The 21,775-nt window shown below is 62.6% G+C and carries 19 protein-coding genes; 15 read left to right on the forward strand and 4 right to left on the reverse strand.

Annotation, left to right across the window (positions count from 1 at the left end; all coding sequences use genetic code 11):
• Positions 1 to 154: 154 nt before the first annotated feature.
• The 10 genes from pedF (at position 155) to mqo (ending at position 12,144) form a co-directional block, all read left to right on the forward strand.
• The gene (pedF, locus tag N005_RS21075) at positions 155 to 616 is read left to right on the forward strand and encodes a cytochrome c-550 PedF (RefSeq protein WP_047702959.1); all 462 of its coding nucleotides are present in this window, start codon (positions 155 to 157) and stop codon (positions 614 to 616) included.
• A 5-nt stretch (positions 617 to 621) separates the two neighbouring features.
• Positions 622 to 1,497, forward strand: a complete 876-nt coding sequence (locus N005_RS21080) for a substrate-binding periplasmic protein (RefSeq protein WP_047702960.1) — start codon at positions 622 to 624, stop codon at positions 1,495 to 1,497.
• Positions 1,498 to 1,507: 10 nt separating this feature from the next.
• Positions 1,508 to 2,266, forward strand: a complete 759-nt coding sequence (locus tag N005_RS21085) for a quinoprotein dehydrogenase-associated SoxYZ-like carrier (protein WP_047702961.1) — start codon at positions 1,508 to 1,510, stop codon at positions 2,264 to 2,266.
• 15 nt (positions 2,267 to 2,281) lie between these two features.
• Complete coding sequence (locus N005_RS21090; RefSeq protein ID WP_047702962.1) at positions 2,282 to 3,208, forward strand: quinoprotein relay system zinc metallohydrolase 1; 927 nt, start codon at positions 2,282 to 2,284, stop codon at positions 3,206 to 3,208.
• Between the two features lie 288 nt (positions 3,209 to 3,496).
• A complete protein-coding gene (locus tag N005_RS21095) occupies positions 3,497 to 5,272 on the forward strand; it encodes a PQQ-dependent methanol/ethanol family dehydrogenase (protein WP_047702963.1) in 1,776 nt (591 codons plus the stop codon).
• A 269-nt stretch (positions 5,273 to 5,541) separates the two neighbouring features.
• Positions 5,542 to 7,062: an acetaldehyde dehydrogenase ExaC gene (exaC, locus tag N005_RS21100; RefSeq protein ID WP_047702964.1), complete on the forward strand. Its 1,521-nt coding sequence runs from the start codon at positions 5,542 to 5,544 to the stop codon at positions 7,060 to 7,062.
• Positions 7,063 to 7,300: 238 nt separating this feature from the next.
• Entirely contained in the window at positions 7,301 to 7,372 is a 72-nt protein-coding gene (gene pqqA, locus N005_RS28385) for a pyrroloquinoline quinone precursor peptide PqqA (protein WP_003243383.1), read from the forward strand.
• Between the two features lie 131 nt (positions 7,373 to 7,503).
• Positions 7,504 to 8,661 carry an alcohol dehydrogenase-like regulatory protein ErcA gene (ercA, locus tag N005_RS21105; protein ID WP_144402738.1) on the forward strand — a complete coding sequence of 386 codons (1,158 nt, stop codon included), beginning with the start codon at positions 7,504 to 7,506 and terminating at the stop codon, positions 8,659 to 8,661.
• Positions 8,645 to 10,015 carry an ATP-binding response regulator gene (locus N005_RS21110; protein ID WP_047702966.1) on the forward strand — a complete coding sequence of 457 codons (1,371 nt, stop codon included), beginning with the start codon at positions 8,645 to 8,647 and terminating at the stop codon, positions 10,013 to 10,015. Before ercA ends, N005_RS21110 begins: the two co-directional genes overlap by 17 nt.
• A gap of 485 nt (positions 10,016 to 10,500) precedes the next feature.
• On the forward strand, positions 10,501 to 12,144 hold the full coding sequence (gene mqo / locus N005_RS21115) for a malate dehydrogenase (quinone) (protein WP_047702967.1): 1,644 nt from the start codon (positions 10,501 to 10,503) through the stop codon (positions 12,142 to 12,144).
• A gap of 52 nt (positions 12,145 to 12,196) precedes the next feature.
• Here mqo and N005_RS21120 read toward each other — a convergent pair whose 3' ends face one another.
• A complete protein-coding gene (locus N005_RS21120; RefSeq protein WP_047702968.1) occupies positions 12,197 to 12,640 on the reverse strand; it encodes an Rrf2 family transcriptional regulator in 444 nt (147 codons plus the stop codon).
• A gap of 146 nt (positions 12,641 to 12,786) precedes the next feature.
• Here N005_RS21120 and N005_RS21125 point away from each other — a divergent pair, with 146 nt between their 5' ends.
• Positions 12,787 to 13,680 carry an NAD(P)/FAD-dependent oxidoreductase gene (locus N005_RS21125; RefSeq protein ID WP_047702969.1) on the forward strand — a complete coding sequence of 298 codons (894 nt, stop codon included), beginning with the start codon at positions 12,787 to 12,789 and terminating at the stop codon, positions 13,678 to 13,680.
• A 32-nt stretch (positions 13,681 to 13,712) separates the two neighbouring features.
• Here N005_RS21125 and N005_RS21130 read toward each other — a convergent pair whose 3' ends face one another.
• Positions 13,713 to 14,564, reverse strand: a complete 852-nt coding sequence (locus N005_RS21130; protein ID WP_047702970.1) for a CAP domain-containing protein — start codon at positions 14,562 to 14,564, stop codon at positions 13,713 to 13,715.
• 238 nt (positions 14,565 to 14,802) lie between these two features.
• Between N005_RS21130 and N005_RS21135 the strand changes: the two genes are divergently transcribed.
• Positions 14,803 to 15,438 (forward strand): hypothetical protein, encoded by a 636-nt coding sequence (locus N005_RS21135; protein WP_047702971.1) that lies wholly within the window; start codon positions 14,803 to 14,805, stop codon positions 15,436 to 15,438.
• A 184-nt stretch (positions 15,439 to 15,622) separates the two neighbouring features.
• Here the strand turns inward: N005_RS21135 and mhpT are convergent, their stop codons facing one another.
• Positions 15,623 to 16,834, reverse strand: a complete 1,212-nt coding sequence (gene mhpT, locus N005_RS21140) for a 3-(3-hydroxy-phenyl)propionate transporter MhpT (RefSeq protein WP_047702972.1) — start codon at positions 16,832 to 16,834, stop codon at positions 15,623 to 15,625.
• Between the two features lie 310 nt (positions 16,835 to 17,144).
• Here mhpT and N005_RS21145 point away from each other — a divergent pair, with 310 nt between their 5' ends.
• The gene (locus tag N005_RS21145) at positions 17,145 to 18,449 is read left to right on the forward strand and encodes an OprD family porin (RefSeq protein ID WP_047702973.1); all 1,305 of its coding nucleotides are present in this window, start codon (positions 17,145 to 17,147) and stop codon (positions 18,447 to 18,449) included.
• A gap of 175 nt (positions 18,450 to 18,624) precedes the next feature.
• Here the strand turns inward: N005_RS21145 and N005_RS21150 are convergent, their stop codons facing one another.
• Entirely contained in the window at positions 18,625 to 19,110 is a 486-nt protein-coding gene (locus tag N005_RS21150; RefSeq protein ID WP_047702974.1) for a MarR family winged helix-turn-helix transcriptional regulator, read from the reverse strand.
• A 214-nt stretch (positions 19,111 to 19,324) separates the two neighbouring features.
• Here N005_RS21150 and N005_RS21155 point away from each other — a divergent pair, with 214 nt between their 5' ends.
• Positions 19,325 to 20,155 carry a p-hydroxycinnamoyl CoA hydratase/lyase gene (locus N005_RS21155; RefSeq protein ID WP_024777695.1) on the forward strand — a complete coding sequence of 277 codons (831 nt, stop codon included), beginning with the start codon at positions 19,325 to 19,327 and terminating at the stop codon, positions 20,153 to 20,155.
• 99 nt (positions 20,156 to 20,254) lie between these two features.
• A complete protein-coding gene (locus tag N005_RS21160; protein WP_047702975.1) occupies positions 20,255 to 21,703 on the forward strand; it encodes an aldehyde dehydrogenase in 1,449 nt (482 codons plus the stop codon).
• The last annotated feature ends 72 nt before the right edge of the window (positions 21,704 to 21,775 follow it).

Consider the following 21,775-nt stretch of genomic DNA (forward strand, 5'->3'; position numbering starts at 1 on the left):
CGAACCGCCTGTCTTTGCGACCTGCGTCGGATGGGCTGCTACCAAGGAACTAGAACCCGACCACCAAAGCAGCATTCGGCTGGCACGGCACGGTTCCTAAGATGACGGCACGGCCTCTGTAGAGAGGTCAGCGTGCAATCCAGAGGGCATAACAATGACAACAAAACGCAACGCCATCATCGCTACCGCTTTGCTGATGGGGCTGACCGGCGCAGGCTCCGTGTGGGCCCATGGCAACGTAGTGCCCCAGGCAGTGGAGACCAAGGGCCTGACCCCGATCAAGGACACCGGCGTCGCGTTGGATGGCGACGGCTGGGCTTCCGTGAACCCTTACCGCACCTCGCCCGAGCATGACCGGGCGGTGGAGATCGGCGCGTCGGCCTACAACCAGAACTGTGCCGCGTGCCACGGCCTGGAAGCCAAGTCTGGTGGGATCGCGCCCGACCTGCGCATGTTGGACGCCGCTGAAGCCGGCGATGAGTGGTTCGTCGAGCGGGTGCGCCACGGCGCGGTGCGCGACGGCCGGGTCTACATGCCGAAAATGGCCGATTACCTGAGCCAGGAAGCTCTTTGGGCGGTGCGCACTTACCTTGACAGCGTGCACGTCGAGGAGTGATCGCCATGCGCCTGTTCGCGTGGGTAATCTGCAGCGTGCTGCTGTGTAGCCAGGCCGTGCAGGCGCAAGTGCGCAGCTACGACCAGATGATCGCCGCCGGTGAGTTGAAGGTGGCGGTCTACAAGGACTTTGCGCCGTACAGCTTCGAAGCCGACGGTCAGCCCAAGGGCGTCGATGTGGAGCTGGCCCGGGCCCTGGCGAAGGCGCTGGGTGTGCGCCTGAAACTGATCTGGGCGCCGCCCGGCGAGAAGTTGGACGACGACCTGCGCGATTACATCTGGCGCAGCAGTCCGCTGCACGACCGTCAACTGGCCGACCTGATGATGCGCGTGCCCTACGATCACGATTATGTGCAAAGACGCAACGACGTCGGTGAACTGGAAAACGCCCAGGTGGTGATGTTCGGTCCTTACCAGCAGGAGTGTTGGCAGGTGGCCTATGACCGCCGTCGATTGGACTCGGTGGGCAGCGTCGCGGTGTTCCAGCAGCATCCCATCGGGGTCGAAGTCGACAGTGTGCCGTCGTTCTACCTGACGTCGGTGTTCAACGGCATGCTCAGCGCCAGGACCCATCACTACCCCAGCGTTGCCCAGGCATTCAAGGCCATGCAGGCGGGGCAGGTCGACGCCGTTATGGCTATGCGCGGCGAGGTCGACTGGCAGGTCCACGAGGCGGCCGATCCGCAACTGGCGCTCGCGGAAAATGCCTACCCGAACATGGGCAAGCAGCGCTGGGAGATCGGTATGGCGGTGCATGAAAGCAACCGGCAACTGGCCTATGCGGTGGAGGAGGCGCTGGAAGGCCTCATCCGCGACGGTAGCCTCAAGGCCGTCTATGCCCATTACGGCCTGCGTTACGACGTGCCGGAGATGTATCAATAGGAGCGCAGGGATGAAATGGCTCGCGTGTTGCCTGCTGGGGTTCGGCCTGCCGATGATGACGCTGGCAGCGGTCGATCCGGGAAAGGACCCGGTTCCATCGGTGATGTGGGCGTTCTATCACAAGCAGCTGCTGGGCGACGCGCCGTTCGTGTTCGACGAGCGGGTCCGGCTGCTGGCGCCGCCCTTTGCCGAGGATGCCCGCCAGGTGCCGCTGGAAATCGACGCCCGCGCCTTTGCCGGCGACGTGGTCCGGGTACTGGTCTGGGCGGAACTGAATCCGTTGCCCAGGATCGTCGACTTCCAACCGGGCGAGCGGGTGTTGCCCTGGCTGTCGATCCGCATCCGCATCGAGCAAGCCACGCCATTGCGCGCCGCCGTACAGACCCGCGACGGCCTCTGGCACATCGGCTCGACCCTGATCGACGCGGCCGGTGGCGGTTGTACCGCGCCGAGCGTGGTGCGCACCCAGCCGGGCTGGGAGGAACACCTGGGCGAAGTGCTCGGCGCCCGTTATCCCCGGGGCGACAGCAGCCGCCTGCGGGTGCAGGTGGCCCATCCGATGGACAACGGCCTGGTGAGCGGCATTCCTGAATTCTTCCTCAACCAGGCCCAATTGCTCGACGCCGACGGTCAGGTGCTGGCGCGCCTGGAGCTGTTCCCGGCGGTCAGCGAAAACCCCAACCTGGGCTTCGACGTACAAGGCCCCGGACAGACCCGCCTGATGTTGCGCGACAACAGCGGCAATCAATTCGAGGCGGCGATCCCCTGACCCAAGGAGCGCGCCATGCGCTGGATGCTATTGATCTGCTTGTGCCTGCCGGTGTGGTCCGGCGCGGCGGACTATTCGCTCAAGCCCCGGCAGATTGCCGAGGACACGTGGCTGCTGGAGGGCAGCACCGAGAATTTCGCCAAGGCCAACGGCGGCAACATCGTCAACACCGGCTTTATCGTCACCGATGCCGGCGTGGTGGTGATCGACACCGGGCCGTCGAAGCGCTACGGGGAAGCCCTGCGCCAGGCCATCGCGGCGACCACGGACAAACCGCTGGTCCAGGTACTGCTGACCCATCATCATCCGGACCATGTGCTGGGCAACCAGGCCTTCAGCGACGTCCCTATCGGCGCGCTGGCAGGTACCACGGACCTGCTCCGTCAGCAGGGCGACGCCATGGCGGAGAACATGTACCGGTTGGTGGGCGACTGGATGCGTGGCACCGAGGTGGTGCTGCCGACCCAAACCGTGGTTCCCGGTACGCTGAAGGTGGGCAATCATTCGTTGCGGCTGTTGCAACTGGCCGGGCACACCGGGGCCGACCTGGCGATATTCGACGAAACCACCGGCGTGCTGTTCGCCGGTGACCTGGTGTTCTACGAACGGGCCCTGACCACGCCAAACAGCCCGGGATTGGAGGTGTGGCTCAAGGACCTGGACACCTTGCAGGCCTTGCCCTGGAAACTGATCGTCCCCGGCCATGGCCCGGTGGCGAGCGATACCCGGCCCTTCGCGCAGATGCGCGACTACCTGGGCTGGCTCGACCAATTGATGCGCGACGGCGCCACCCGTGGCGACGACATGGCCGAGATGATCCGCAGCCCCATTCCCGAGCGCTTTGCCGGCATCAGCCTGAGCCGTTATGAGCTGATCCGCAGTGTCAGTCATTTGTATCCGCGGTATGAGCGGGTGGGGATGAAGCGGGTGGATGCCAAATAGCAGGGAAGATGAAACCTGTGGCGAGGGGATTCATCCCCGCTGGGCTGCGCAGCAGCCCCAAAAATAGTCCAGTCGCCACAAAGTCGGAATGCTTAAAAAGGGGGCCGCTTCGCAGCCCAGCGGGGATAAATCCCCTCGCCACAAGGGTTTGTACGTGTCTCTTACATGTACCAAGGAACTAGAAAACTCAACACAGCGTGCAATTGTTGGCGGCGGCTCCGAGCCCAAGAATCTGTGGCAGACCGGGAAAATTTCCCGGGTATAACAATAACCGCAGAGGTAGCCGTCATGACTCATCCCGCACGTCGCCAACCCTTCGCCGTGAGCCTGCTGCTCAGTGCCATGCTGCTGTCGGGGTCGGCCCTGGCCGCCGTGACCGATCAGGAAATTCTCCAGGACCCGAAAAACCCGCAACAGGTCGTCACCAACGGCCTCGGCGTCCAGGGCCAGCGCTACAGCCCGCTCGATACCCTCAATGTCAACAACGTCAAGGACCTGCGGCCGGTCTGGGCGTTCTCCTTCGGCGGCGAAAAACAACGCGGCCAGCAGGCCCAGCCGATGATCAAGGATGGGGTGATGTACCTCACCGGATCCTATTCGCGGGTGTTCGCGGTGGACGCCCGAACCGGCAAGAAACTCTGGCAGTACGACGCGCGCCTGCCCGATGACATCCGTCCCTGCTGTGACGTGATCAACCGTGGCGTGGCGTTGTACGGTGACCTGGTGTTCTTCGGCACCCTCGATGCCAAGCTGGTCGCCTTGAACAAGGACACCGGCAAAGTTGTCTGGAGCAAGAAAGTCGCCGACCACAAGGAAGGCTACTCCATCAGCGCCGCGCCCATCGTCGTCAACGGCAAGCTGATTACCGGCGTGGCGGGCGGCGAGTTCGGCGTGGTGGGCCAGATCAGCGCCTTCGATCCGAAAAACGGTGAGCTGCTGTGGACTCGTCCGACCGTGGAAGGGCACATGGGCTACGTCTACAAGGACGGCAAGGCGGTCGAGAATGGCATCTCCGGTGGCGAGGCCGGCAAGACCTGGCCGGGGGACCTCTGGAAAACCGGCGGCGCTGCACCGTGGCTGGGCGGCTACTACGATCCGGAAACCAACCTGCTGCTGTTCGGCACCGGCAACCCGGCCCCGTGGAACTCCCACCTGCGTCCTGGCGACAACCTCTATTCCTCGTCGCGCCTGGCCCTGAATCCGGACGACGGCAGCATCAAGTGGCACTTCCAGAGCACGCCCCACGACGGCTGGGACTATGACGGCGTCAACGAGCTGATCTCCTTCAACTACAAGGAAGGCGGCAAGGACATCAAGGCGGCGGCCACCGCCGACCGTAACGGCTTCTTCTACGTGCTCGATCGCACCAACGGCAAGTTCATCCGTGGCTTCCCGTTCGTCGACAAGATCACCTGGGCCAGCGGCCTGGACAAGGACGGTCGGCCGATCTACAACGAGGCCAGCCGTCCGGGCGCGCCGGGCAGTGAAGCCAAGGGCAGTTCGGTGTTCGTCGCCCCGGCGTTCCTCGGCGCGAAAAATTGGATGCCGATGGCCTACAACCAGGACACCGGGCTGTTCTACGTGCCGTCCAACGAGTGGGGCATGGACATCTGGAACGAAGGTATCGCCTACAAGAAGGGCGCGGCGTTCCTCGGCGCGGGGTTCACCATCAAGCCGCTGAACGAGGACTACATCGGCGTGCTGCGGGCCATCGATCCGAAGACCGGCAAGGAAGTCTGGCGCCACAAGAACTTCGCGCCGCTGTGGGGCGGGGTACTGACCACCAAGGGCAACCTGGTGTTCACCGGTACGCCTGAAGGTTTCCTCCAGGCCTTCAACGCCAAGACCGGGGAAAAGGTCTGGGAATTCCAGACCGGTTCCGGCGTGCTCGGCTCGCCGATTACCTGGGAAATGGACGGCGAGCAGTACGTCTCCGTGGTGTCCGGCTGGGGCGGTGCGGTACCGCTGTGGGGCGGTGAAGTGGCCAAGCGCGTTAAGGACTTCAACCAGGGTGGGATGCTCTGGACCTTCAAGCTGCCGAAGGATCTGGTAGCCAAGCGCTGAGTTGACCTGGCACTCACTGTAGGTGCCAGACCTGTGGGAGCGAGCCTGCTCGCGATGGGGCCTTGACCTTCAACATCGAGGTTGATTGATCCGCCGCCATCGCGAGCAGGCTCGCTCCCACAAAAAAGTCCAACCGAAGATTGCAGCAAACCTACGACCAAATAACGAGAGCCCCTCCTGCCAACGACGCATTCGTCTGGCCGGCGGGGCTCTCTACCATCGGCCTATCGCCTGTCCCGTGACAGGCATCGACCAGGCAGAGGCCCATCATGATCTACGCACAACCCGGAACCCCAGGCGCCGTCGTTTCCTTCAAGCCGCGCTATGGCAACTTCATCGGTGGCGAATTCGTCGCGCCGGTTCATGGCGAATATTTCACCAATACATCACCGGTCAACGGCCAGGTGATCGCCGAATTCCCGCGCTCCAGCGCCGCCGACATCGACAAGGCCCTGGATGCCGCCCATGCCGCCGCGGATGCCTGGGGCAAGACGTCGGTGCAGGACCGCTCCCTGGTGCTGCTGAAAATCGCCGACCGTATCGAACAGAACCTGGAAATCCTCGCCGTCAGCGAAACCTGGGACAACGGCAAGGCCGTACGTGAAACCATCAACGCCGACGTCCCGCTGGCGGCCGATCATTTCCGTTATTTCGCCGGTTGCATCCGTGCCCAGGAAGGTGGCGCGGCCGAGATCAACGAGTTGACCACGGCCTACCATTTCCATGAGCCGCTGGGCGTGGTCGGGCAGATCATCCCGTGGAACTTCCCTTTGCTGATGGCCGCCTGGAAACTCGCCCCGGCCCTGGCCGCCGGCAACTGCATCGTGCTCAAGCCGGCGGAACAGACGCCGCTGTCGATCATGGTCTTTGCCGAGCTGATCGCCGACCTGCTGCCGGCCGGTGTGTTGAACATCGTCCATGGTTTCGGTCGCGAAGCCGGTGAAGCCCTGGCAACCAGCAAGCGCATCGCCAAGATCGCCTTCACCGGCTCGACCCCGGTGGGCTCGCACATCATGAAGTGCGCCGCCGAGAACATCATCCCGTCCACCGTGGAGCTGGGCGGCAAGTCGCCGAACATCTTCTTCGAAGACATCATGCAGGCCGAGCCGGCGTTCATCGAGAAGGCGGCCGAAGGCCTGGTGCTGGCGTTCTTCAACCAGGGTGAAGTCTGCACCTGCCCATCCCGCGCCCTGGTGCAGGAGTCGATCTATGCGCCGTTCATGGCCGAAGTCATGAAGAAGATCACCCAGATCAAGCGCGGCAACCCACTGGACACCGAGACCATGGTCGGCGCCCAGGCGTCCGAGCAGCAATACGACAAGATCCTTTCGTACCTGGACATCGCCCGCGAGGAGGGTGCCGAACTGCTGACCGGCGGCGCGGCCGAGCGTCTGGAGGGGGACTTGTCGAGCGGTTATTACATCCAGCCGACCCTGCTCAAGGGCCACAACAAGATGCGTGTGTTCCAGGAGGAAATCTTCGGCCCGGTGGTGGGCGTGACCACCTTCAAGGACGAAGCCGAAGCCCTGGCGATCGCCAACGACAGTGAGTTCGGCCTCGGCGCCGGCCTGTGGACCCGCGACATCAACCGCGCCTACCGCATGGGCCGGGCGATCAAGGCCGGTCGCGTCTGGACCAACTGCTACCACCTGTATCCGGCGCACGCCGCGTTCGGCGGCTACAAGAAGTCCGGCGTAGGCCGTGAAACCCACAAGATGATGCTCGATCACTACCAGCAGACCAAGAACCTTCTGGTGAGCTATGACATCAATCCGCTGGGCTTTTTCTAACTTTCGGAAACAGCGCTGAACCCTGTGGGAGCGAGCCTGCTCGCGATGAAGCCGGATCAGTCGACAGTTGTGTTGGCCGACCTGCCGCCATCGCGAGCAGGCTCGCTCCCACATTTGATGTGTAGAACCTGCTACCAACGCACCCCACCCACCGCTTCGAAAGTAGCATTCGAAGCCACGGCGCCCCGTGCATTAATGAGCTTGCCGGAATCGCCCGGTACAAGAAGAGGAAAGACCCATGTGGACTAAACCCGCGTACACCGACCTGCGTATCGGCTTCGAAGTGACGATGTACTTCGCCAATCGATGAGCGTCGGCCCGGCCTGATGCATTCAGGCCGGGCTACCCATTGGTCTGATTGCATTAACGGCGGGATGCTTTAGGCTCTGGGTATCCAACACAATAAGAACAGGCTTACCAATGAGCCATGTACCCGAAAAGATGAGCCTCAGCCCGCTACGCAAGTTCGTTTCTCCTGAAATCATGTTCGGTGCCGGTTGCCGGCACAATGTCGGTAATTACGCCCAGACCTTCGGCGCGCGCAAGGTGTTGGTGGTCACCGATCCAGGCGTCATCGCCGCCGGTTGGGTGGGTGATGTCGAGGCCAGCCTCCAGGCCCTGGGTATCGATTACTGCATCTACAGCGACGTTTCGCCCAACCCCCGGGTCGAGGAAGTGATGCTCGGTGCCGAGCTGTACCGGGAAAACCATTGTGACGTCATCGTCGCGGTCGGTGGCGGCAGCCCCATGGACTGCGGCAAAGCCATCGGGATCGTGGTTGCCCATGGCCGCAACATCCTCGAGTTCGAAGGCGTCGACACCCTGCACGTGCCGAGCCCACCACTGATCCTGATCCCTACCACTGCCGGGACCTCGGCCGACGTCTCGCAGTTCGTGATCATCTCCAACCAGCAGGAGCGCATGAAGTTCTCCATCGTCAGCAAGGCCGCGGTGCCGGATGTCTCGCTGATCGACCCGGAAACCACCCTGAGCATGGATCCGTTCCTGTCGGCCTGCACCGGCATCGACGCGCTGGTGCACGCTATCGAGGCCTTCGTCTCCACCGGTCACGGCCCGCTCACCGACCCTCATGCGCTGGAGGCGATGCGGCTGATCAACAGCAACCTGGTGCAGATGATCGCCAACCCGGCGGACGTTGCCCTGCGGGAAAAGATCATGCTCGGCAGCATGCAGGCCGGGCTGGCATTCTCCAATGCGATTCTCGGCGCCGTGCACGCCATGTCCCACAGCCTGGGGGGCTTCCTGGACCTGCCCCATGGCTTGTGCAACGCGGTGCTGGTGGAGCATGTGGTGGCGTTCAACTACAACTCGGCGCCGGACCGCTTCAAGGTGATCGCCGAGACGCTGGGGATCGATTGCCGTGGATTGAATCATCGGCAGATCCGCACCCGATTGGTGGAACACCTGATCGCGCTCAAGCACACCATTGGTTTCCACGAAACCCTGGGCCTGCATGGTGTGAGCACTTCGGATATTCCTTTCCTGTCGCAGCACGCGATGGATGATCCGTGCATCCTCACCAATCCTCGGGAGTCGAGCCAGCGGGATGTCGAGGTCGTCTATGGCGAAGCCCTCTGACGAACAGCAAAAGGCCCTGGCCGGGCTGTTGGGGCTGGGCAATCATTCGACCCGCAAGAGCCATTACCCCGAACTGGCGGCGCGTCTCGAAGACCTGGAACTGGCCCGCCAGCGTCTGCAACAGCTCAACGATCAGTTGGAGCAGCGGGTGGCCGAGCGCACCGATGAGTTGCTGGAAGCCAATCACAACCTTCAACAGCAGATCGCCCAGCGCAAGCTCGTCGAGCAGCAGTTGCGCGACGCCCGCGACGCCGCCCAGGCCGCCAACCGCAGCAAGGACAAGTACCTGGCCGCCGCCAGCCACGACCTGCTGCAGCCGCTCAATGCCGCGCGCCTGCTGATCGCCACGCTGCGCGAGCGCCAGTTGCCGAACGCTGAGCAGGTCCTGGTGGAGCGTACTCACCAGGCCCTGGAGGGCGCGGAAGACCTGCTCACCGACCTGCTGGACATCTCCCGGCTGGACCAGGCTGCGGTTCGCCCGGACATTGCGTCCTATCGCCTGGACGAACTGCTGGCGCCGTTGGTTTCCGAGTTTCAATCGGTGGCGGGCGCCGCAGGGCTGGAGCTGCGGGCGCGTTTCGGCGAAGAAGTGGTCATGACCGACTTGCGTCTGCTGACGCGGATCTTGCGCAACCTGCTCAGCAATGCCTGCCGCTACACCGACCAGGGCGGCATTCTCCTGGCCGCCAGACGTCGGGGAGGGCGCTTGCGCCTGGAAGTCTGGGACACGGGACGGGGCATTGCCGCCGACTGCCTGGAATCGATTTTCCTCGAATTCAACCAGCTGGACGTGGGCCGGGCGGCGGACCGCAAAGGCGTGGGGTTGGGGTTGGCGATCGTCGAGCGCATCGCCCATATCCTTGGCTACCGGGTCCAGGTGCGTTCCCGGCCGGGACGCGGCTCGGTGTTCAGCATCGAAGTGCCGCTGTCGGATGAAAAACCGCTGCCTTTGTCCGAAACGCCTGTGCAGGCGGTGACCGGCAACCCGTTGCCCGGCCGCCGGCTGCTGGTGATCGACAATGAACTCAGCATCCTGCAAAGCATGGCCGCGTTGCTGGGGCAGTGGGGCTGCGAGGTGCTGACCGCCACTGACGAAGTGGCCGCTCTGGAGGTGCTGCAAGGCCATGCACCGGAGCTGATCCTGGCGGATTTTCATCTGGATCACGGGGTGGTCGGCTGCGAGGTGGTCAAACACCTGCGCGAGCATTTCCAACAGACCATTCCGGCAGTGATCATCACCGCCGACCGCAGCGACCAGTGCCGCCGCGTCTTGCGCAAACTGAATGCGCCGCTGCTGAACAAACCGGTCAAGCCAGGCAAGTTGCGAGCGGTATTGAGCCAGTTGCTGGGATAGCATCCACCGCCCCCCCTGTGGGAGCGAGCCAGCTTACATTGATGTTGGATGTGCCACCGCCATCGTCGGATCGCCGCCCGGAGCAGGCTCGCTCCCACAGGGTTTTGCAAGTACCCCCCAAATATTTTCGAACTGAAGACCGCCATCAAAACGCCGCCATTTGGTCGGCGTTTTCGCCCTGAATGTAAAAAGAGGCTTCGGTCTGGTTATTTCATTCTGTAAACTCCCCCCGCTGCGACAATCGGGCACGGCCACGCCAGCCCCGATCAAGACCGTTTTGCAGTGTCCCTCACCCAGCTGAAGCCAAGACCTACAAGAAGTCAGTGCCGGAGAGACAGAAAACTTGAGGCCGCCGTATTGCGCGGCCCTGTAGGTCCATCCTCCAGTCCATTCGAACCCGTCACGCTGGCGTTGCCGGCCATGGGCGTGGTCTATCCTTGAACAGACCGGAGGGCGGAATGGCGTTCCATCCTAGGGATACACACATGTTGAAGAAAACACACACGGCGCTGCTGGGCCTGGCGATGGCGATGGGTCTTGCGACCACGCACGCCGCCGAGGCAAAAAAAGTGGACGTCCTGCTCATTGGTGGGGGCATCATGAGCTCGACACTCGGCGTCTGGCTCAATGAGCTGGAGCCGGGCTGGACCATGGAAATGGTCGAGCGCCTGGACGGTGTTGCCGAAGAGAGTTCCAACGGCTGGAACAACGCCGGTACCGGTCACTCCGCGTTGGCGGAGCTGAACTACACGCCGGAAGACAAGGACGGCAAGGTCGAGATCGCCAAGGCCATCGAGATCAACGAAGCCTTCCAGATCTCCCGTCAGTTCTGGTCCTGGCAGGTGAAGAACGGCGTACTGAAGAACCCGCGCTCGTTCATCAACTCCACGCCGCACATGAGCTTCCTGTGGGGCGACGACAACATTGCGTTCCTGAAGAAGCGCTACGAAGCCCTTCAGGCCAGCCCGTTGTTCGCCGGCATGCAGTACTCCGAAGACCCCGCGCAGATCAGCAAGTGGGTTCCGCTGATGATGCAAGGGCGTGATCCGAGCCAGAAAGTCGCGGCCACCTGGAGTCCACTGGGTACCGACGTGAACTTCGGCGAAATCACCCGCCAGTTTGCCGCTTACCTGCAAACCAAGCCGAACTTCTCGCTGAAACTGTCCAGCGAAGTGGAAGACATCACCCGCAATGAAGACGGCACTTGGCGCGTTTCCTACAAGAACCTGAAGGACGGTACCGAAACCGAGACCGACGCCAAGTTCGTGTTCATCGGCGCCGGCGGTGGGGCCTTGCACCTGCTGCAGAAGTCCGACATTCCGGAAGCCCGCGAATACGCCGGCTTCCCGGTGGGTGGTTCGTTCCTGGTGACCGAGAACCCGACCATTGCCCAACTGCACCTGGCGAAAGCCTACGGCAAGGCTTCGGTTGGCGCGCCACCGATGTCGGTTCCGCACCTGGATACCCGCGTGCTCGACGGCAAGCGTGTGATCCTGTTTGGCCCGTTCGCGACGTTCTCCACCAAATTCCTGAAGAACGGTTCGTACTTCGACCTGCTGACCAGCACCACGACCCACAACGTCTGGCCGATGACCAAGGTCGGTATCGAACAGTACCCACTGGTCGAGTACCTGGCCGGCCAGCTGATGCTGTCGGATGAAGATCGTTTCAATGCGCTGAAGGAATACTTCCCGGAAGCCAAGCAGGAAGACTGGCGCCTGTGGCAGGCCGGCCAGCGCGTGCAGATCATCAAGCGTGACGAAGAGAAGGGCGGCGTCCTGAAACTCGGCACCGAAGTGGTTGCCTCCCAGGACGGCAGCATTGCCGGCCTGCTGGGTGCCTCGCCAGGCGCTTCGACCGCCGCACCGATCATGCTGACCGTGCTGGAGAAGGTCTTCAAGGACAAGGTCGCCAGCCCGGCCTGGCAGGAAAAGCTGCACCAGATCGTGCCGAGCTACGGCACCAAGCTCAACGACAGCCCTGAGCGCGTGGCTCAGGAGTGGGCTTACACCAGCGAGGTCCTGCAACTGGACCCGCCACCGGCGATCGGCAAGCCAGGCGCCCCTGCGGCACCGGCCAAGCCGGCAGCCAAAAACGACGGCAACCCGGCGGCCGACATGGCGCTGTAAACCGGACATTGTCTGTTGATGCATAGAAACGCCGCTCATTGAGCGGCGTTTTTTATTGGGTGATCAGCGGCGTTTCCCGGAAGCGCCGGTCAAAATCCTCCGCCAGCTGCGCCAGGGTAATGCTGCCCAAACGCTTGAGTAGCAACGCCTGGGCCTCATCGAAGGCGTCGGTCAACGCCCTGTTGACCGCCTGTTCCACCAGGCATTGCGGGTGATCGGTGGACAGGCCGATGGAGAAAATCGAGGTGCTGCCCAAGGCCTGATGGATGTCGAGCAAGGTCATTTCCGACAAGGGCTTGCTCAGGGTCCAGCCACCCCGATGGCCCTTTTCCGACGTGACATAACCTTTTTCCTTGAGCAAGGCCATGGTCCTGCGTACCACCACCGGGTTGGTGCTCAGCATCTGGGCGATGGTGTCCGAGGTGGCGGACTGTTGGTGACGGTCCATGTGGATCAGGACATGCAGCATGCGGGACAGGCGGGTATCGGTTCTCATGAGGGACGTGGCGTTCTGTGACTTTCGGCAAGTGCGAGTATCGCCTGTAAGGGTAAACGTTACGAGATCGTTGACAGGTGCTTTTCAAGAAACTTACGATGTGTCGAGACTTTCATCCCGTTCGACACTTCCCTTGGAGATCGATCATGCGCTACGACGTCATCATTGCAGGCGGCAGTTACGCCGGTATGTCCGCAGGGCTTCAACTGGCCCGTGCCCGGCGCAAGGTGCTGGTGATCGATGCCGGCCAGCGTCGCAACCGGTTCGCCGCAACCTCCCATGGCTTTCTCGGCCAGGACGGCCGGGCACCCGCTGATATCGCTGAGGATGCCCGTGCCCAGCTCATGGCCTATCCAACCGTGGAATGGCTCTCGGACAGCGCCATCGACGCCGCTGCCGAGGCGGGCGGCTTCAGCGTGGAAACCGCCCGTGGCCAACGCTACAGCGCCCGGCGCCTGCTATTGGCCACGGGTGTCATCGATGATCTGCCGGAGGTGGATGGGCTGGCGGAGCGCTGGGGCAAAAGCGTTTTCCATTGCCCTTACTGCCACGGTTATGAGCTCGAGCAGGGACCTATAGGCGTATTGGCAACGTCAGAAATGTCGCTGCATCACGCGCTGATGCTCCCGGACTGGGGCCCGACGACGTTCTTTCTCAATGGCGCGTTCGAGCCAGACCCGGAACAGCGGGCGAGTCTCGAACAGCGGGGCGTGGTTGTGGTGTCGGAGCGTGTCGAACGCATTGAAGGAGAGCGGGCCAATGTCGTTCTGGCTGATGGCCGAATGAAGGAGATCGATGGGTTGTTTGTCCTCCCACGCACCCGAGTGGCCGGCTCGCTGGCCGCGTCCCTCGACTGCGAGCTGGAAGACGGTCCCCTCGGGGCCTTTATCCAGACCGATCTGACCCGCGAAACCAGCGTGCCGGGGGTGTTTGCCTGCGGCGATGCGGCGATGCCGTTCGGGTCGGTCGCGCTGTCCGTCGGTGACGGGGTAAGGGCCGGGTCGGGGGTGCATCGGTCGTTGATATTTGCCAAGGCGTAAGACCAGGGCCGCTGTGCGGCCCCTCTAGCAGGCTATTGAGTGCCGAACATGGCAGTCCAATAGATGCCCGCATCGCTCTTCGGATCCACGGCATAACCGGCACCCAGTTCGCGGAACTGCGGGTTCATCAGGTTGGCGCAGTGCCCCGGGCTGGCCAGCCAGCCATCCACCACCTTCAGGGCGGTGTCCTGTCCGGCGGCGATGTTCTCGCCGATCAGTTGGCCCAGATAACCGGCCAGTTCGGCGCGGTCGCCCGGCGTGCGGCCGTCGCGGTCCTTGTGGTCGAAGAAATTGTTGTTGGCCATGGCTCGGGTGTGGTTTACCGCAGCGAGGGCCAGGGTGGCGTTCCAGGACAGTGGCGTGGTCGCGGCGAAAGCCTCGCTCCCGCATCGACGGGGCTGGGCACGGGCGCTGTTGATCAGCTTCAGCAGCTTCTGGCCTTCGGCTTGCCAGTCTGCCAGGCGGGCCGACAACAAGGGCCGCGCCAGGACGATGCGCCATTCGCGATCCAGGCGGCTGACGCCGATGTCGATAAATTGGGGGTCCAGCACCACCTGGCAAAAACTTTCCTGGATGGCTTTCATCGCCGCTTGCGCGTCCCGCGGCCCGGACAGGCTGATTGCCTGCACGTTGACCATCGGATAGGCCGCGCGTGCCAGCGCTTGCTGCAGGTCGCCAATGCCGTTGGCCGACAGGATCAACCGCGAGTCCATCGCCAGCGGCGGCAACTCCAGCGAGGCCTGGCCCGAGCAGCTCTGGGACTGGCTGCGGTAGAGGTTGATGGATTCGACCAGTTGCGTCTCTTCGGTCGCCGCGGCGCCGACGGTAAACGCCAGCCCCAGCGACAGCACGGCCAGGCGCAGGATGGATGAAATGGCACGCATGTAAATCTCCCTTGAGCGGACGGCGCCTATGATGCGCAATTTTTGCCCCGCTGGGGCAACGGTATTCACGCTCTTTTAAGATCCCGCGACAGTACCGTCTGGTACCGTTTGGGACAATCCTCATGTAGTGGGATCAGTTTTCTGCCGAATAAGTCCATGATTGTCATTTCAAAGCCATAAAACCCTGAAGTATCGCCCGGCGCCAGGTGGTATACCCCGAGGGTCAACGGAGCCCGTCATGTTGAGAGTGATCGAGCAGCAGGCCAGCGCATCGCTGCGCCAGCGGATGGAGGAGGCTGGGTGCGCCTTTGAATTTATCGTGCTCGCCCCCGAGGCCGACGAGGTGATCACCCCGGCGCATCACCGTCAGGCCGTGGATCAATTATTCCTCGCCATCAGGCACCTGTGGCTGGAGCGACATCGCCAGATGATCCTCGATCCCCGCTATGCCGATGCCGCGCCTCCCGATATGAGCTGGGACTTGGACAAGGCCCGAGCCAAGCCGCTGGACCGGCAGGAGATCGGGCAACTCATGCGAACCGAGCGGGAGGCGCACAATCCACCCCCTTTCGCCTTGTACGAGGCCTTTTGCGAGCCGCCTTACGGCACCCGCTTCGGCGATGGTCACTTACAAGCGCTGTTCAGGGAGTGGCTCGGCCTGCTCGGGCTCGAGGCGAACGTCGAGGTGCAAGTACTGAGCTGGGTCGATAATTTCAACCTCGACTGGCTGGCCAGTGACGAGCCGGATCCCGCCCGGGACCCCTGGAGTGATTATTTCGACGACGGCCTGGAGTGGTGGGGCGTGTGGTGCCTCAGCATCTGGAACCCGCGACGCCGGACACTCAGCGTGCTGGCGGCCAGCACCACGGATTGAAGCAGTCGCGAGCCCTGGGATGGGTGAAGCGGGGCATGTCAGTGGATGAAATAACCTGTGGCGAGGGAGCTTGCTCCCGCTGGGGCGCGAAGCGGCCCTTCTTTTTTGGGTCTGCTTCGCAGCCCAGCGGGAGCAAGCTCCCTCGCCACAAAAAGCACCTGCGAGCCACGAAAGACTGAGGCCATCAACGCGTTGCGTGCACCCCACCCAGCGGCACTGCACGAACCATCACACTGATCGCCGCCAGCGCCGCGATCAACAAACCCGGCGACGTCGCCAGCAACACCCCGGTGGTTCCCGCCCCGGCCGCCAGGATCTGCCCGGCAGCCAGGGGGCCTGCGACCGAACCCAGGCGGCCGATGGCAACCGCTGCACCGACGCCGGTGGCACGCACGGCCGTCGGATAAGAGGGCGGCGCCAAGGCGTACAGCACCAACTGCGCGGCCATGACAAACAGGCCGGCGCAGAACCCGGCGATGGCCATCGGTACGATGCCGACCGACAAGCCGACCCCGGCCAGGGCACTCAACAACCCGGCATAGACGAACAGCACCACCTTGATCCCGTTGCAGCGGTCCAGCAACAGGCCGCCCAGCAGCGAGCCTAGAGTCCCGCCGATGTTGAACAGCATCTGTACCAGCCCGGCCTGGGGCTTGCTGAAGCCTTGTTCCAGCAGCAATGACGGCAGCCAGTTGAGCAGCATGTACATGACCGTCAGGGTGAAGAAATAACTCAGCCAGAGCGCGAGGGTGGTGCGGCTCCGACCGTCACCGAACAGTGCCTGCCCCGTCGAGGCGCGCGCCTCTGCACCGACATCCCGGGCCTGGCGAAAGGCGCTGGACTCCGGCAGCCACAGCAGCATCAACGGCACTACCAAGAGTGGCGCCAGGCCGCCGATGAAGAAGGTCATCTGCCAGTGTTCACCAAACAGCATCGCGACCACGGCCGCCAACGCACCTCCCAACGGCACGCCCGCGTACATCACGCTGATGGCCGTGCCCCGTCGTTGTTCGCCCACGGCCTCGGCGCACAGGGCGATGAGGTTGGGCAGGGCGGCGCCAAGACCCAGGCCCGTCATGAAACGCACCAGCAGCAGGCTGGCGTACTGCTCGACATAAGCGGTGCTGAGGGAAAACACGCCGAACAGCAGCACGGCGCCGACAAGGATCTTCTTGCGGCCGATGCGATCCGCGATCCATCCGCCGAAGAAGGCCCCGGGCAACAGCCCGATGATTCCCGCGCTGAACACCCAGCCCATCATTTTCGGGTCCAGCACAAAGGTCTGCCGCAGGCCGGCAGCGGCAGTACCGGCCGATTGCAGGTCGAAGCCTTCGATCAGCGCAACGATGAAACACAAGGCAATGGTCAGCGTCGCACGACGCGCCGGATGATTCATGACAAGTCCTCTTATTGTTTTTGTCAGGGCCCGGCTTTCAGCCAGCCGGAAGCGCAATTCAGATTAACAAACCTAACTAAAAAATGAATGGTGTCGATTGATGGCGGCTTTTGTCGAATATTGCCAATAAAAACAGAAGGTTGAGGGTTAATCGAAAAGTAATCTGAAAAACGGTTAATGATATTAATGTTCGATTATCGGTCATTGCGGATTGACGAGGAGGGGGCTCGGTTTCCATTCTCCTGTCCCGTGTCCTCCTCCAACCGTTGGGGACCGTAAAAAACAACAACAATAAAAAGGACTTTCGAACATGCCGAACCTTGTCCGGGGGGCTTGTGCAGCAGCCCCAGCCACACGTCTCGCTCTTCTGCTGGCACTGGGGTTGAGCCTGTCCTCGACCTCGGCGTTGGCCGCGGGATTCATCGATGACAGCCACGGCACCCTGACTCTGCGCAACTACTACATGGACCGCGATTACAAGGACGACGGCGCCAAGACGGCGGCCAGGGAATGGGCCCAGGGGGCGATCATGAACATGGAATCGGGCTTCACCCCCGGCGCCCTCGGTTTCGGCGTCGACGCCCGGGGACTGCTGGGAATCAAGCTCGACTCTTCGCCCGATCGCAGCGGTACCGAACTGCTGCCGGTGTCCAGCAGCGACAAGCGCGCGGCGGACGAGTATTCGCGCCTGGCCCTGACCGGCAAGCTGCGCTTCGGCCAGACGCTGATTAAGACCGGCGATGTATCGATCTTCTTGCCGTTCGCGTTCGCCAGTCCGTCTCGGTTGCTGCCGCAGACCTTCCGCGGCACGACCCTCAGCTCCAAGGACATCGAGGGGTTGACGCTGAACACCGGCTACATCGATCGCATCAACCGACGCGACTCCACCGATTACCAACCGATGAGCATTGCCTCACCCAATCGCCGCTTCAACGGCGCGGCCACCTCATCGCACATGGCGTATGCCGGCGGCGATTACCAGGTCAACAAGGACCTCAGCCTGCGCGCCTACCACGCCGAAGTCGCGGATCTGTACCAGCAGGACACCCTGGCGTTACTGCATAACCTGCCCGTGGGCGGCGGCGTACTGACCACCGACCTGCGCAGCTTTTTCAGCCGTGAAGAGGGTGCCGCCAAGGCCGGCAAGGTGGACAACCGCAATGTCTCGGCGCTGGTCGGCTATCGCTGGGGCGGCCATCGGGTCAGCCTGGGTTACATGCACGCCAGCGGCGATACCGCCACGCCCTATGTGTCCGGCACCGAGTTGATGGGCTTGAGCGAGATGACCATGAGTTCGGATTTCCTCAATGCCCGGGAGCGCACCTGGCAGGCGATCCATGACTATGACTTCGCCGCGGTCGGCGTACCCGGGCTGAGAACGCGTTTGCGTTATGTGCGCGGTGACCACATTGACCTGGCCGCCCTCGGTGCCGATGACCGCAAGGAGCGTGAGTTCCAGATGGAGCTGGGGTATGTGATCCAGAGCGGTCCGCTGAAGAATGTCGGGCTGCTGGCGCGCAAGTCGATCTACCGCAATGACTTTCCGGGCAGCGCAGCCTTTCGCGACGAGAACCAGACGCGGTTCCTGGTGACGTACAGCGTGCCGATCTGGTGACGTTAGCGTGCTTTATGTGGCGAGGGAGCTTGCTCCCGCTGGGCTGCATAGCAGCCCCTGGACCATTGAATGCAGTGTGTCAGGCAGATTGAGTCGACTGTTTTGGGGCTGCTTCGCAACCCAAGAGCATTGCTGTTACTGATAGACCTTCTTCAACAGCCACAAGAGCAATCTGCTACTGATAAACCTTCTTCAACAACCGCAACAATTCTTCCCGCTCCGCACCCGAGAGGGCCGCCGTGGAGTCGAGGTCGCTCTGGGCGGCGATCTGCTTGAGTTCCTTGAGCAGGGTTTCGCCGGTCTTGCTCAGGAAAATCCCATAGGAGCGCTTGTCCGGCTTGCAGCGTACCCGCACGGCCAGCGCCCGGCTTTCCAGCTTGTTCAACAGCGGCACCACTTGCGGCGGTTCGATCGCCAGGGCCTTGGCCAGGTCAGCCTGCATCAGGCCCGGGTTCTGGTCGATGATCGCCAGCGCCGAGAACTGGGCCGGCCGCAGGTCATGAACGGCCAGTTGACTGATGAGGTTCTGGAACAGTTTCAGCTGGGCGCGACGCAAGGCATAACCGATCAGGTCATCCAGCGCGGAGTCCAGCGGCGCTGGCGCGGCGCCGCTGTCAGTCACGATCGCGGCAGGTTCGGCAAGCTTGGAAGACTTGGCCATCGAAAAAAGCATCCTCAAGGTGAATTATTAACAAGGCTATCCAGTTTGCCGAGGTTACGCCGCGATGGCTACGGTCGATTACACATTCATTGATCGAGGTCGTCATTTTTATGAGCGGAAAAACCCGAATAAATCGATTAATAGTTAATTGACATAACTAGTTTTGCGGTTTAGCTTTTGCTCATCTTCAGCCAAGAACAAGAGAGCACGTGTCATGAGCAATTACGAAGGTCGTTGGACAACGGTCAAAGTCGACGTCGAGGAAGGCATTGCCTGGGTCACCCTCAATCGCCCGGAAAAACGCAATGCCATGAGCCCGACTCTCAACCGCGAGATGATCGACGTGCTGGAAACCCTGGAGCAGGATCCGGCGGCCGGTGTACTCGTGCTGACCGGCGCCGGCGATGCCTGGACCGCCGGCATGGACCTCAAGGAGTATTTCCGCGAGGTGGACGCCGGACCGGAAATCCTCCAGGAGAAAATCCGCCGCGAAGCCTCGCAGTGGCAGTGGAAGTTGCTGCGCATGTACGCCAAGCCGACCATCGCCATGGTCAACGGCTGGTGCTTCGGCGGTGGCTTCAGCCCGCTGGTGGCCTGCGACCTGGCGATCTGTGCCGACGAAGCCACGTTCGGCCTGTCGGAAATCAACTGGGGTATCCCGCCCGGCAACCTCGTCAGCAAGGCCATGGCCGACACCGTGGGGCATCGCCAGTCGCTGTACTACATCATGACCGGCAAGACCTTCGGTGGGCAGAAAGCCGCCGAGATGGGCCTGGTCAACGAAAGCGTTCCCCTGGCACAACTGCGCGAGGTCACGATAGAGCTGGCGCGCAACCTGCTGGAGAAAAACCCGGTGGTACTGCGGGCGGCCAAGCATGGCTTCAAGCGCTGCCGCGAACTGACCTGGGAGCAGAACGAAGACTACCTGTACGCCAAGCTCGACCAGTCGCGCCTGCTGGACAAAGAGGGCGGCCGCGAGCAGGGGATGAAGCAGTTCCTCGACGACAAGAGCATCAAGCCGGGCCTGCAAGCCTACAAGCGCTAACAAGCTACAAGCTACAAGTGGCGAGCTATAAGCACGAACCGCTTTTACTTGCAGCTTGAAGCTCGCAGCTTGCAGCTCATCCCCAATGAGGAGAATCCTATGCTGGACGTGCCCCTGTTGATCGGCGGCCAGTCGTGCCCCGCCCGTGACGGTCGGACTTTCGAGCGTTGCAATCCGGTGACTGGAGAAGTGGTGTCCCGCGTGGCCGCAGCCACGGTGGAAGACGCCGACGCGGCCGTAGCCGCCGCGCAAGCCGCGTTTCCCGCCTGGGCCGCGCTGGCCCCCAACGAACGGCGCACCCGTCTGCTGCGGGCAGCCGAGCAGTTGCAGGCCCGCAGCGCTGAATTCATTGCCGCCGCCGGCGAAACCGGCGCCATGGCCAACTGGTACGGCTTCAATGTGCACCTGGCGGCGAACATGCTGCGCGAAGCCGCCGCCATGACCACTCAGATCAACGGCGAAGTCATTCCTTCGGACGTGCCCGGCAGTTTTGCCATGGCCCTGCGTCAGCCGTGCGGTGTGGTGCTGGGGATTGCGCCGTGGAACGCCCCGGTGATTCTCGCCACCCGCGCGATCGCCATGCCCCTGGCTTGCGGCAACACCGTGGTGCTCAAGGCGTCGGAGATCAGCCCGGCGGTGCACCGGTTGATCGGCCAGGTGCTGCAGGACGCCGGGTTGGGCGATGGCGTGGTCAACGTGATTTGCAATGCGCCCGCGGACGCCCCGGTGATCGTCGAACGACTGATCGCCAACCCGGCGGTGCGCCGCGTCAACTTCACCGGCTCGACCCATGTCGGGCGCATCGTTGGCGAGTTGTCGGCCCGTCATCTCAAGCCGGCGCTGCTGGAACTGGGCGGCAAGGCGCCGTTTCTGGTGCTGGACGACGCCGACCTGGACGCTGCGGTGGAAGCGGCTGCCTTCGGGGCGTACTTCAACCAGGGGCAGATCTGCATGTCCACCGAGCGGCTGATCGTGGACACCAGCGTGGCCGATGCCTTCATTTCCCGGCTGAAGGCAAAGATCGCCACGTTGCGTGCCGGTGATCCCGCCAGCGGTGATTCGGTGCTGGGCTCGCTGGTCGATGTCGGTGCCGGACAGCGTATCAAGGCCATGATCGACGACGCCCTGGGCAAAGGCGCCACGCTGGTGGCGGGCAGTCAGTTGGAGGGCAGCATCCTGCAACCGACCCTGCTCGATGGGGTGACGCCGGACATGCGCCTGTACCGTGAAGAATCCTTTGGTCCGGTGGCCGTGTTGTTGCGCGGCAGCGGTGACGAAGAATTGCTGCGCCTGGCCAACGATTCCGAATTCGGCCTGTCGGCGGCGATTTTCAGCCGCGATACCAGCCGGGCACTGGCACTGGCCCAACGGATCGAATCGGGCATCTGCCATATCAACGGGCCGACCGTGCACGACGAGGCGCAGATGCCCTTCGGCGGGGTCAAGTCCAGCGGTTACGGCAGTTTTGGCGGCAAGGCGTCCATCGAGCATTTCACCCAGTTGCGTTGGGTGACCTTGCAGAACGGTCCCCGGCATTACCCGATCTGATATCCATCGCATCGTGGGCGGCCGAGTCTCGAAAAAACGTCGCCCCGATGCAGGCCAGACATAACAATAACA

The organism is Pseudomonas mediterranea CFBP 5447 (assembly GCF_000774145.1).
In the GTDB taxonomy this organism is placed as follows: domain Bacteria; phylum Pseudomonadota; class Gammaproteobacteria; order Pseudomonadales; family Pseudomonadaceae; genus Aquipseudomonas; species Aquipseudomonas mediterranea.